Source organism: Deltaproteobacteria bacterium, assembly GCA_016930875.1.
Classification (GTDB): domain Bacteria; phylum Desulfobacterota; class Desulfobacteria; order Desulfobacterales.
The window spans coordinates 1-12,111 of sequence record JAFGFW010000128.1 but is presented as its reverse complement, the minus strand read 5'-3'; the positions used below and the strand labels follow the sequence as shown (position 1 = coordinate 12,111).

General features: G+C 49.3%; 15 protein-coding genes. 13 read left to right on the top strand and 2 right to left on the bottom strand.

Features of this window, described 5'->3' with window-relative positions; genetic code table 11:
* Window positions 1-406 precede the first annotated feature (406 nt).
* The 13 genes from JW883_11475 (at window position 407) to JW883_11415 (ending at window position 11,191) form a co-directional block, all read left to right on the top strand.
* The gene (locus tag JW883_11475; GenBank protein MBN1842886.1) at window positions 407-751 is read left to right on the top strand and encodes a winged helix-turn-helix transcriptional regulator; all 345 of its coding nucleotides are present in this window, start codon (window positions 407-409) and stop codon (window positions 749-751) included.
* Between the two features lie 154 nt (window positions 752-905).
* Window positions 906-2,075: a permease gene (locus tag JW883_11470; protein ID MBN1842885.1), complete on the top strand. Its 1,170-nt coding sequence runs from the start codon at window positions 906-908 to the stop codon at window positions 2,073-2,075.
* A gap of 259 nt (window positions 2,076-2,334) precedes the next feature.
* Entirely contained in the window at window positions 2,335-2,580 is a 246-nt protein-coding gene (locus JW883_11465) for a thioredoxin family protein (GenBank protein ID MBN1842884.1), read from the top strand.
* A 53-nt stretch (window positions 2,581-2,633) separates the two neighbouring features.
* Entirely contained in the window at window positions 2,634-2,867 is a 234-nt protein-coding gene (locus JW883_11460; protein MBN1842883.1) for a TM0996/MTH895 family glutaredoxin-like protein, read from the top strand.
* A gap of 100 nt (window positions 2,868-2,967) precedes the next feature.
* Complete coding sequence (locus JW883_11455) at window positions 2,968-4,290, top strand: hypothetical protein (protein ID MBN1842882.1); 1,323 nt, start codon at window positions 2,968-2,970, stop codon at window positions 4,288-4,290.
* Complete coding sequence (locus tag JW883_11450; GenBank protein ID MBN1842881.1) at window positions 4,283-5,611, top strand: sigma-54-dependent Fis family transcriptional regulator; 1,329 nt, start codon at window positions 4,283-4,285, stop codon at window positions 5,609-5,611. Before JW883_11455 ends, JW883_11450 begins: the two co-directional genes overlap by 8 nt.
* Window positions 5,612-5,792: 181 nt before the next feature.
* On the top strand, window positions 5,793-6,104 hold the full coding sequence (locus tag JW883_11445; GenBank protein MBN1842880.1) for a hypothetical protein: 312 nt from the start codon (window positions 5,793-5,795) through the stop codon (window positions 6,102-6,104).
* Window positions 6,070-6,651: a hypothetical protein gene (locus tag JW883_11440; protein ID MBN1842879.1), complete on the top strand. Its 582-nt coding sequence runs from the start codon at window positions 6,070-6,072 to the stop codon at window positions 6,649-6,651. Before JW883_11445 ends, JW883_11440 begins: the two co-directional genes overlap by 35 nt.
* Window positions 6,652-6,674: 23 nt before the next feature.
* Window positions 6,675-7,379, top strand: coding sequence for an ABC transporter ATP-binding protein (locus JW883_11435; GenBank protein ID MBN1842878.1), 705 nt, complete (start codon window positions 6,675-6,677; stop codon window positions 7,377-7,379).
* Window positions 7,372-8,610, top strand: a complete 1,239-nt coding sequence (locus JW883_11430) for an ABC transporter permease (GenBank protein MBN1842877.1) — start codon at window positions 7,372-7,374, stop codon at window positions 8,608-8,610. The genes JW883_11435 and JW883_11430 overlap by 8 nt, the downstream gene beginning before the upstream one ends.
* 10 nt (window positions 8,611-8,620) lie before the next feature.
* Window positions 8,621-9,016 (top strand): NifB/NifX family molybdenum-iron cluster-binding protein, encoded by a 396-nt coding sequence (locus JW883_11425; GenBank protein ID MBN1842876.1) that lies wholly within the window; start codon window positions 8,621-8,623, stop codon window positions 9,014-9,016.
* Window positions 9,017-9,071: 55 nt separating this feature from the next.
* The gene (locus JW883_11420) at window positions 9,072-9,800 is read left to right on the top strand and encodes an outer membrane lipoprotein-sorting protein (GenBank protein ID MBN1842875.1); all 729 of its coding nucleotides are present in this window, start codon (window positions 9,072-9,074) and stop codon (window positions 9,798-9,800) included.
* 8 nt (window positions 9,801-9,808) lie between these two features.
* The gene (locus tag JW883_11415; protein MBN1842874.1) at window positions 9,809-11,191 is read left to right on the top strand and encodes a hypothetical protein; all 1,383 of its coding nucleotides are present in this window, start codon (window positions 9,809-9,811) and stop codon (window positions 11,189-11,191) included.
* A gap of 125 nt (window positions 11,192-11,316) precedes the next feature.
* Here the strand turns inward: JW883_11415 and JW883_11410 are convergent, their stop codons facing one another.
* Together JW883_11410 and JW883_11405 are read right to left on the bottom strand one after the other, a co-directional pair.
* Complete coding sequence (locus JW883_11410; GenBank protein MBN1842873.1) at window positions 11,317-11,856, bottom strand: (Fe-S)-binding protein; 540 nt, start codon at window positions 11,854-11,856, stop codon at window positions 11,317-11,319.
* Between the two features lie 72 nt (window positions 11,857-11,928).
* Window positions 11,929-12,111: Fe-S oxidoreductase (locus JW883_11405; GenBank protein MBN1842872.1), on the bottom strand; the 183-nt coding region annotated here is incomplete at its 5' end.

Below are 12,111 nucleotides of genomic sequence, written 5' to 3'. Positions count from 1 at the left end.
CGGTCCCACATATTGTGGTCGGTTGACAGATGGCACAAGTTGAGATCACGACATATGGTATCCCCAAGATGCCATATGGCGTCATCTGAGGCGGACGACGGCTGAAAGGGAGAAATCCTTGTTTGGATCGAAGAGAAAAAGCTTATGCTTTCGGCATGTTAGATTTGCAAGATTTCTCGTCCCGCCGCAGGCGGGACTCAAGATGACCCCACCATCGGTGGGGTTGAAACTCTTGGCGATTCAATCAAGATTGGTGCCATGAAAACCTGCTTTCCCCCCTTCTCATCTTTCAAGATAACCTAGCGACATCCATTCGCTGTAATTTGCGTTCTGCTGAAACCGTCTTTTTGCCATAAGGTCTCTTGACAACGGAAACTATATCGTTATAGTATAATATATGAAAACAATGAGAAACTTCTTAAGGGTGACGAAAGCGCTTAACGATAAGACCAGGGTGCGCATATTCAAGATGTTACAGCAGAAAGAGATGTGCGTGTGTGAAGTGCAGGCGGCCCTCGGCATGGCGCAGTCTACGACCTCCAAGCATTTGAATATATTGGAAGATGCCGGGCTCATCGCGAGACGCAAAGACGGTCTCTGGGTGAACTATGGGATAGACAAACATTCTTATAATCCTCACGCTGAAGCAATTATCACGTACTTGAGATCCATTTTGGATGATGATCCGGATGTAAAGGCGGACGTTCAAAAGGCTCGCACAGTAAACCGGCTTGAGATTTGTAGCAGGTAGTTTTTTTGGCGGAACGCATCGTTAATTCGAATTATCTCTTTATAGAAGGGTAACCCTCAACGGTGAACCCAGAACCTGTGAACGCTTGCAAAGAAGGGAACTGAAGACCAAAGGAAATCTATAAAGCACAGAGAGTTGAGCGGGTGATGGCATCATGAAAGAACGAACTAAATTCTTGCTGATCGTGCTGGTTTTCATCGCAGCCTACTACATGCCTTTTGGCAAACCAAATATTCGAAATGGCATCATGGAGGCCTTTTTCATGCTCCAGGAATATGCTCGAGAGCATGTGCTGGCCTGCCTGATCCCGGCCTTCTTCATCGCAGGCGCCATCGCCTGCTTTGTGTCCCAGGCTGCTGTTCTAAAGTATTTCGGCGCCGGGGCGAAAAAAATCCTCTCGTACAGTGTTGCTTCGGTATCGGGTTCTATCCTGGCGGTCTGTTCGTGCACCGTACTTCCGCTGTTTGCGGGTATCTACACACGAGGTGCAGGGATCGGCCCTGCCACGGCATTCCTCTATTCAGGCCCTGCGATCAATGTGCTGGCCATAATTCTTACGGCTCGCGTTCTCGGCTGGCAGCTTGGGCTGGCCAGGGCCATTGGCGCAGTTGTCTTTGCTATTGCCACCGGCCTTTTAATGGCGGTTATCTACAGAAAAGAAGATCGGGCCAGAGTTACCGGTGACATGGTGTTGCCTGACCAAGAGGAGAAAACCCGACCCTTGTGGAAAGAGGCGACATACATGCTCGTGATGATTTTGATTCTTGTCTTTGCAGCCTGGGCAAAGCCCAAAGAGCCAGTGGGCTTCTGGATGGCCGTCCATCGTATACACTGGCCCGTAGCCGTTGGCCTTATCATCTTGCTTGGTGTTATCCTGAAGGCCTGGTTTTCAAAAGATGAAGTTCTCATGTGGGGGCAATCCACCTGGGGCTTTGCCAAGCAAATACTTCCTCTTCTGTTTGCAGGGGTGCTTGTGGCCGGTTTTCTTCTGGGTCGACCGGGCCATGAGGCACTGATCGCGGGACGCTACATCCAATCACTTCTTGGCGGAAACTCCATTGGAGCCAATCTCTTTGCGTCCGTGGCGGGCGCCCTCATGTACTTTGCCACCTTGACGGAGGTTCCGATCCTCCAGGGGCTGATCGGAAGCGGCATGGGTCAAGGACCAGCACTGGCCCTTTTGCTTGCAGGACCTGCTTTGTCGCTACCCAATATGCTGGTCATAAGGAGTGTCATTGGAACGCAAAAGACCCTGGTGTTCGTTATCATAGTCGTATTTTTGTCTACCATAGCCGGCCTTATTTTCGGGGCAATGATGGGATAAATGGGGGAGTATGACGAAAGATCACAGACTCATTCGAGTGGGAAAATCCAAGATTGGCATTGTGGGGCTTCAAGAGCTCATCGATGAAGTGTCCGGGAGTTTTGATGGCCAATCACCTGAGGTCATAAAGGAGGAATTGCTCAAACGCCTCAAGGCCAGAAACTTTATCCCAGAGTCTGCCAAAGAGAGCTATATGGAGGCGTTCTGGCGCGAATATCAGAGATTTATGGGAACTGAAGTCAAGGAAGAGCGTGAGGGTCTGGAAATCAAGGTTCTCGGCCCAGGGTGTCCCAATTGCGAGCGGTTGGAACAAGAAATTTATAAGGTTCTGGGTGAGCTTAATGCAGGCGCAGACGTGGAGCACGTCCGAGACCTCAAGGAAATTGCATCTCACGGCTTTGTGCCAACACCTGGCCTGGTCATAAATGGCCAGCTGGTTTCCACAGGCAAGGTCCCCAGTAAAGCCGAGATAATGGAATGGCTGGAAGAGACCAAGCCCGAATGAGCAAGACACGTATAGTGAGATACTGACAATGTGAATTGAAGGAGGTTGGGAAAATGGAAATAAAGATTCTGGGGCCTGGATGTCCTAAGTGCAACCAGACACTACAAGTTGTGAAGGAGGCTGTAGCGGAAACCGGTGTCGAGGCCAATGTGGAAAAGGTCACCGACCTCCTGGAGATTGCCACATACGGGGTGTTAGGAACTCCAGCCGTGGTTGTTGACGGCGAGGTAAAGTCGGTAGGAAAGATTCCCAAAAAAGAGGAGGTGAAAGCCTGGCTGGAAAAGTGAAAAACCGTCGATTTTGATTTTTGCTTAAAAAACTGATCAAGGCGTTATACTTTAAAGGTTACGTGGCCCTTATCCAGTTATCCTGGACGATTAACCCATCATGGCTCATGAAAAGAAAGCTGATTCCCGACATGCCGTCACTCTATCCCAAAGTTTGACGCGACCCTATCTCCCCATTATCCTAAGAGTCAGCCTTGCCATATTCTTGCTCATCTCCTCTGCGGCAATACTCTACACCACAGCCCAAAACTTCCACTCCGTTCAAATGCTGTCCACACAGGCACTGGAGAGCACGGCCTTGGCTCTATCTTCTTCTGCGGAAACCGCTCTGCGTGCAACCGGAAACATAGCCAGCGCAAAGATCCGGGAGATTTTTTCCGATAGGGTGGTGGCCTATGCGCTGATCTTAGGACAAGATGGGACAATCCTCTTCCACACGAACCCTCGCCTGGTTGGGTCTTTTTTTCCAGAGGCGAGCAGTGAAAAGTGGCCATCCACAATGGCCTCAGGTCAAAGGATCAAACTCCTAACCGGCTTGCCGGCGTACGAGTTTAACTATATTCTTCATCTGCCCGACGGCGCTGTAGAATTGCTCCGGCTTGTTCTCTACACCACCCCTGCGGACCGTATTGTTTCCGATGCGCGCAGGATGTGGTGGATCGTGGGCGCTATATTGATCCTCCTATGGACCGTTGGGATCTTGCTCGAACGAGTATTTACCCGTCATCTGCGGCTGCAAGGGGAGTTGGAACAACGGAATCAACTCGCACTCATCGGCCAAATGACGGCAGTGCTTGCACACGAGATCCGCAATGCCCTGGGAAGCATTAAGGGTTATGTCCAGTGGGTGCATGAGAAGCTCGAAAAACCGGACCCAAAAAAGGATGGGCTTTCGGTTGCGCTCCAGGGAGTTTCGCGCATTGAAACACTGGTCAATGAACTCCTGGGCTTTTCCCGTAAGGAGAAATATCGTATAGAATGTCTGAACCCCGTGGATTTGATTCAGGAAGCGATCGATACTGCGGGTTCTTCCTGGAAAGGAAAAGTGGAACTGCAATCAAAGCCGGGTATACGGGCCATGGGTGACAGAGAAAAGTTGTATCTAAGCCTCGCAAACGGGATTCGCAATGCAATCCAGGCCATGGAAGGTAATGGCAACCTGAGGATATCAGTGTACCCGGATGGGCGATGGGTAAACATCCTGATCAAGGATACGGGCCCTGGAATTCCAGCTGAAGAGATCCCTCGGCTGTTCACCCCATTCCATACCACAAAGACAGATGGTACAGGCCTGGGTCTGGCATATTCAATGAAGGTTGTTGAAGGAATGGGAGGAAAGATAAGTCTTGCCAACCGGAAGAAAAACTGCGGGGCGGTCCTGACTATCCGGCTTCCAAGGACAAGAGAGAGTGACAGTGAGTAAATCAATCCTAATCGTTGATGACGATGAATTGATGCGATCCTTCCTTTCCACTATCCTGAAGGAAGAAGGCCACCGTATAGAGGTGGCCGGCAACGGGAAGGAGGGATTGGCAAAACTCCAGGCTACAGAGTTTGACCTGGTCATTACGGACTTGCGAATGCCCGACATCTCCGGACTCGACCTTATGCGAGAAGGAGGCAAGGCAAAACCCGACACAAAGTGGATAGTGATTACTGCCTTCGGTTCAATCGGAAATGCCGTAGAGGCCGTGAAAGCCGGGGCCTCTGATTACTTGACCAAGCCCTTTCACAACCCGGATGAGCTTCGCCATGTCATCAGACGGGTTTTGAGGGAAGCCGAAGCAGAACGAACAATTTCTCTTCTCGCTGAGGAACTGGGAAGACAATTTCCTCCTGTGGAGATGATCTTTCTCGGCGAGAAAATGCAAGAGGTATACCGAATGGTCCAGGAAGTCGCTCCCACCCCTGCAACTGTCCTCATCAGCGGGCCCAGCGGAACTGGAAAGGAACTCGTAGCCCGGGTGATCCATCAGTTGAGCCCGCGGCAGAACAAACCGTTTGTGGCAGTTCATTGCGCAGCTCTGGCAGAAACACTTCTTGAAAGTGAGCTGTTCGGACACGAACGGGGGGCATTCACCGGAGCCGTTTCCGCTCGAAAGGGGCGATTTGAACTGGCTGACAACGGCACATTGTTCCTGGACGAGATTGGAGAAATTGCCCCTTCAATCCAGGTGAAACTCCTCAGGGTGCTGCAGGAACGAGAGTTTGAACGGGTCGGCGGAATGAAATCCTTATCCGTCAACGTCAGGGTCATATCGGCCACAAACAAGGAGCTCAAAACCGAGGTCTCCCCCGGCAGGCTCAGAGAGGATCTCTTCTACAGGCTGAACGTTTTTCCTGTCAGGCTTCCGCCTCTTGTGGAGCGACGCGAGGCCATCCTTCCTCTTGCGGATTTTTTTGCCAAGAAATTTGCGGCTGCCTTTGGCAAGAAAATGGACGGCTTCACTCCCTCTGCAAGATCGGCCCTCCTTGAATATGGCTGGCCGGGAAACATCCGAGAATTGCAGAACGTAATTGAGCGGGCGCTTATCCTCTCCAGCGGGAAGATTGATGTTCTTCACCTGAATCTTGAAACTCCCACGCAAACGCAACCTGCCGCAGAGGGATTGCTGAAGGCAAGCGAGCGGGAAACAATCCGGAAGATCCTCTCTGAGGTAGGAGGAAACAGGAAGAGGGCCGCAGAAATTCTCGGGATATCCGTGAGGACCCTCCAGTATCGGATCAAGGAATATGGACTGTAGGAGATAGCGCAAGATTTGCAGATACCGATGCAATGGTTGCACCCTTAAGCCTGGGGGTTAGGGCACCCCCTGATCAGAGTGGAGCAAATATTACAGTAAATTCAAATGATTAGAATTTTCCTCCCCATTGGCATGTCCCTTGCTAAGTATGTTGGTAAATTCATTCCAAAAGGAGGAAAAGATGAAAACAAAAGTTAAGGCAGCAATTTTGGCAGGAGCTTTTCTCGTGACCACGGCTGTTCCCATGACAGCCCTGGCACGCAGGGGTGGCGGAAAGGGAGGGCCGGGAATTCAAAAGCAGACCCAAACCGATCAGGTAAGAAGGAAGGGGCAACGGCTGCGCCTCCGGGACGGTTCCTGCCAGGATGCCGCCAAAACGCGTTCCGGCGCCATGAAAAAGAAAGGAAACACTTATGGCCCTGGTGACGGTACGGGCAATGCGGGCGGTGGCCCGAAAGATGGCACTGGATATGGTGCGCCTTCTGACAAGTAGCAGCCACATCTTTGGCGGACGCAAGGCGGTCTTGGCCGCCTTGCTTTTCCTGGCTCTTTGGGTTGTCCCCTTGCTTGCTCAGGCACAGGAAAAGGAGCAAGTGCTCCCGGAATGCGGCATCCATTACCCGGGAGGCTTCGATCCGAACACTGTGGGTCAGGTTGAGGGGGAAGTTAACGGGTACTTGCAGCCGAAAAGAGGTCCTGTCAGGTTCCAGGTCGTATCGGGAAGAAAGAAATATATAGTGCTGGTCTCTCCTGCATGGTACTGGAAAGCTTTGGGAGCAAAGGTCTCGGAGGGAACGAAAATCCGGGTCCAAGGCTCAAAGTCCCTTGGGAAAGACGGCAAGCTCTATATTATCGCCCAGGAGATACGGATTTTCCCCTCCGGGCAATCCGTGGTCTTTCGCAGTGAGGACGGGTTTCCACTCTGGAAAGGGTCGAAGCGAAAAACCATGGACACACGTCGCGGATTTGGCTCATCTGAACGAGGAGCGTCCGGGGGGATAAGAGGCGGCACGGGCGGCATGCGCCGTGGACGTCATTAGAGGGGGTCACAAGGAGGTCGGCTATGTCGTTAGTCGTGGCGGAGAACATTGACAAAGACTATCAAGCAGGCGAGATCAGCATTAAGGCTTTAAAGGGCGTGAGCTTTCAGATTGAACCTTCCTCCTTTGTGTCATTTGTAGGGCCGTCGGGAAGCGGCAAGACAACGCTTTTAAATCTCATTGGTTGCCTGGACAAACCAACACATGGGCGATTGAGGGTTGCGGACACCGATGTTTCGAACCTTGACCAGAAACAAAGTGCTTCTTTCAGAGGTAATCATATCGGCTTTATTTTTCAGGATTTTAACCTGATCCCGGTTCTCACGGTTTATGAGAACATCGAATACCCTCTTATCATGGTACAGAATGTGCCTGTCCAGGAAAGAGAAAGAAGGATAATGTCTCTGCTGGAAGCTGTGGGAATGGGTGAACAAAGGGACAAATACCCGGACCAGATTTCAGGAGGGCAGAAGCAGAGAGTAGCGGTTGCAAGGGCATTGGTTACCAACCCTAATGTGGTGATTGCAGATGAGCCTACCGCCAATTTAGATAGCAAAACCGCCCGTATGGTCATAGATCTCATGAAAAAGATGAGGGATGAATCCGGGACGACGTTCATATTCTCAACCCATGACCCGAGGGTAGTGGCCGAGGCGGAGATCATCTATACACTTGAGGATGGAGGGCTGGCCGGCAGAGAGGCGAAAGGAGGTACAGACGATGTTTAATCTACTCAGGATTGCTGTGAGAAACCTCAGAAGGTACAGAAGAAGGACCATCCTCACAGCCTCATTGATTGTCACCGGTGTTGTATTCGTCTCAGTCTTTGTAGCGGTGTCAGGGTCGTTCAAGGACATGATGATAGGCCAGATCACGGACTCATTTCTCGGACATATCCAGATACACAGAAAAGGCTATGTGGCCTCCATAGACAGCTTGCCGCTTACCATGAATCTGAAGTCGCAGGCCGTCAAAAAAATTGACGAGGCGATCAAAGGAATTCCGGAGATAGAGGCATATTCACCGAGGATAAAGTTTGCCGGTATGTTCAGCAATTTTGTTGAGACAACGAATATAAAAGTTAATGGTGTATATCCTGAAAAAGAGATAAAGACGGCTCCGTTTCTTCTATCAAGGATAAGAGAGGGAGAAAAGATCATCAAGAAAGGACAGATTCTTGTTCCGGAACTCCTTGCGAAAGGCATGAAAGCCAAAGTTGGTGACATGGTCGTTGTCATTGCGACAAACAAGGACGGTTCTGTAAACGGGAAACAATTCCGAGTAGGAGGGATACTGGAGAGTGTCACCGGGCCAGGAGGGAGGGATGGATACATCCATATCGAAGATGCCACGGAGATTCTCAGGATGGATAACATGGAGATGAGCGAGATCGCCATAAGGATAAAAGAGTTTAGTCAACTACACGAGACACATAACAAGCTCCAGGATATGCTTTCAAAAGAACGAACCGAGCAAGGCAAGCCCATCTTCGAGGTGCATACATGGGAAAAGCTCTCCCCTTTCTATAACGTGGCGACCATGATTGATATGATGACATTCTTCATCAAACTCATGCTTGTAGCCATTGTATTGATAAGCATCATGAATGTGATGATTATGGCCGTCTATGAACGGGTGAGAGAGATAGGAACCATAGCGGCCATAGGCACTCTGCCCGGCAAAATCCTTTCCATGTTTGTCATCGAGGGCTTCTGCCTCGGTTTAATCGGTGCGGTTATCGGCAGCATTCTGGGGGGAGCAATCATTTTTGTCATCAACTTTTCTGAAATCACCTTTAATTTTGGCAGGCAAAAGGGCCTGATCCTCTCCACATCCGTAAATCCGAACGATCTCTTGGTTATATCAGTCATCGTAATAATGGTCTCTGTCCTGGCAAGCCTTCAGCCGGCCTTTAAGGCCTCAAGAATGGACCCTGTCCAGGCACTGAGACATGTATAGGAGGTATAACATGAAAAAGATGATCCCTTTTTTAAGTCTCGTTATTTCACTAACGATACCAGTTTGGGCGTATTCCGCCGAGAAGGGGCCAGTGAAGATTGCGGTCGCATCCACTGGGAAAACTACCGCAGCTTCAGTAAGCAATCTGGCTGCTCGCAGCCCATACTATCTCATCTTTGATGGCAAGGGTAATCTAACAGAAGCCGTCTCTAATCCTTACGAAGATGCAGCCAGCGGGGCCGGGCCTTCAGCAGCAAATTTCCTTGCCGCGAAGGGCGTCACTATTGTGGTTGCTGAAAGCTTTGGCATCAAAATGATTAATGTCCTAAAGAATAAGCAGGTACGTTATATTGAATTCGAGGGTCATGTAGATAAGGCTGTCAAGAAGGCTTTGGAACTCAAGTAGCAGGCAGAAAAAATGCACGTCTGTAAAGCTTTTTGAAACAGAAGGGAGATTACTTATGCTCAAAACTATAGCCGTCTTTGTATCGCTGTTGTTTGCAGGCCCTGCTTTTGCGATCGACGCTAATCTGCTTTTGGAGCAGGTAGACAGAAACCTCAACCCCGACTCCTATGAGATGTACAGAAAGCTCATAAACATTGAGCCGGATGGAAAAAAAAGGGAGTTCATACTGTTTACGGTAAAGAAAGGGGGAGACAAGGTGGCAGCGCTGTTTCTCTCCCCTGCAAGTGAGAAAGGGAGAAGCACGCTCAGGCTCGGGGATAACATGTGGCTCTATATCCCGAACGTGGGGAAACCGATTCGCGTAACGAGCCTTCAGTCCGTTGTGGGAGGGGTGTTCAACAACTCTGATATATTGCGATTGGATTATGCGGCCGAATACAATGTTGTACAGATGGAGGATACGGGGAATGAGTATGTCCTCCATCTTAAGGCAAAAACAAAAACCGTTGCCTATGACAAACTCAAAATGTGGGTGGATAAGAACAAGATATTGCCCAGGAAGGTGGACTGCTTAACAGAGGCTTCAATGCTGATAAAGACCCTATATTTCAAAAAAACAGAAGACTTTGGAGGAGGCATTGTAAGACCATCCGTAGTGGAAACAATGAGCCCTCTTTACAAAGGTTACAAGTCCATCATGATATTCGCCAAAATTAAACAAAGGTACTTGAAAGATGAAGTCTTCACCTTGACTTATATGCCCAATATGGAGTCGTTGAGATAAGTCCACTCATGCACATTAGAATCTCGCCTCCAAGAGCACAGGAATTTGTTTTTTCCGATTCCAGTATCCAGTATCCAGTATCCAGTATCAGAAAAATATCTTGTTTCTTTCTATGCTTGCTCGCCTGTCATTTTTTTACACAGAGCGCCCTTTCACAGGATGAATTCTCTTTTGACCTCTCGGAAATTGAGAAAAAGTCCTACCATCTCGGCGGTTATGCCGAGTTCAGGCCAATTCTTTTTGGCCTGGACAGGGATGCCTCCCTATACAAACTCAAATTCTATAATCGAGATGAAGGGCGTGTCGTTGAGGAATATGATTTCGCACTTCAGTTGGAAGGAAGCTACGAAAAGGGTGTTTCACGGTTTTTTGTGAGGACCAATAGCGACCTGGAAAAGACTTATGAGGGTTGGTCCGGAGAAACGACCGCCTACGAGGCGTATTTGTCGGTAAAACCTTCCTTCTCTCTGACCATTGATGCAGGGAAAAAGACCCTGAAATGGGGAAAGGGGTATGCCTGGAATCCGGTGGCATTTGTTGACAGGCCCAAGAACCCGGATGATCCTGCTCTCAACCTGGAGGGCTTCATCGTGGCCTCGGCAGATTACACAAGAAGCCTGGAAGGGCCTCTAAAAACCTTTTCCTTTACCCCGGTACTGATACCGGTTTGTGAAGAGGTGAATGACGATTTTGGGGATGATCATAGGTTCAATTTCGCAGGGAAGCTCTATTTCTTATATTATGACACGGATATTGACTTGATGTTCCTTGCCGGGGATAGCAAGACCCCACGCTATGGATTTGATTTTTCCAGGAATATTTTGGCCAACCTTGAGATTCACGGGGAGTTTGCCTATATCAAGGATTACAAAAAAAGCCTTATTGACCAGGACGGAACAACGTTTGAGACGGAATCCCATATCCAGAGTTACCTTGTGGGCTTCTGCTACCTGAGCGTCCTGGATACCACCTATATTCTTGAATACTACCACAATGGCACAGGACTTACCAAAGGTGAAATGAAAGACTTTTTTTCTTATATCGACAATGGTTATGACCTTTATCTTTCAACGGGAAACGATGTCCGCCTAAAGAAGGCATCAAATCTTAGCGAAGGCAGATATGGCAAGATGAACCCCATGAGAGACTACCTTTACCTGCGTATCAGCCAGAAGGAGCCATGTGATATCCTCTACTTCACCCCCTCCATGACCTGGATATTTAATGTCAACGATCAGAGTTTTTCCCTCTCGCCGGAGCTATTATATACCGGTATCACGAATCTGGAGTTGAGACTTAAAGGAGCATTTATTGCCGGAGAAAGGCTCAGTGAATATGGTGAAAAACAGAATGATTATAAAGTAGAATTGAGGGCCAGGTATTATTTTTGAAGGTGCGGAACTATTTGCAATGACTCCAATTCGTGACTTTGTGCGAAGCCGTGAAAAAAGGGATGCTGAATGTTTCAGCATCCCTTTTCCTCTTCTTCTATTCCTGATTACCCAGGTAGTCGGGTTTAGTACACATCTGCTTCTAAGTCGATTTCATCCCTTTCATACTGCTTATCTCGTTCTTCATGGGACTTTTTGACCTCTTCTTCACTCCACGGCTCCATGATCACGCACTCTGATACCAGCTCCCAGATGTAGTAGGTCCTCTGGGGGAGATTGTACTCCGGGGTGAGGGCTTTCATGATCTGGTCCCGGCAGTTGTGGCAGGGGGCGCATATCAGATCGGTGCCTGTAGCCTTGATCTGGTCTGCCTTGAACTTGCCGTAGTCAAGCCGTTCTTGCACATATGGCATGGCCCAGGCCCCGCCGCCTGCCCCACAGCAAAACGCGTCCAGCCCGTGGGGATCCATCTCAACTATGTTCGGGCAGCACTGAGCCGTTACCCACCTGCACTCATCCAGGAAGTGTTGTCCAAAGGACATCAATGACTTTCTGTGATAGTTGCAGGGGTCATGAATGGTTATGGTTTTGTCCACAAACTCGGAGTTGTCGAGCTTGATCCTGCCCGTTTCAATGTATTCCTTCAAAAGCTCAAAAACACTCATGCACCTGAATTCTTCAAAAACCTCTGGAAAGAATTTCGTGAAACCCAACCGGGTCGCATAGTAGGCGTGCCCTCATTCCGGATATAGAATTGTCTTGGCTCCTACCTTTTTCGCGTTTTCTATGATGCGGCGACACTGCTCTTTCAGTGCATCGTCATCACCCGTAAAGAGCCCCCAAAGGACCCCTTCCCAGTTTTGCTTGGGAACGGTCCAGCTCTCTTTGGCCGCATAAAAGATCCTCCACCAGAACATCAT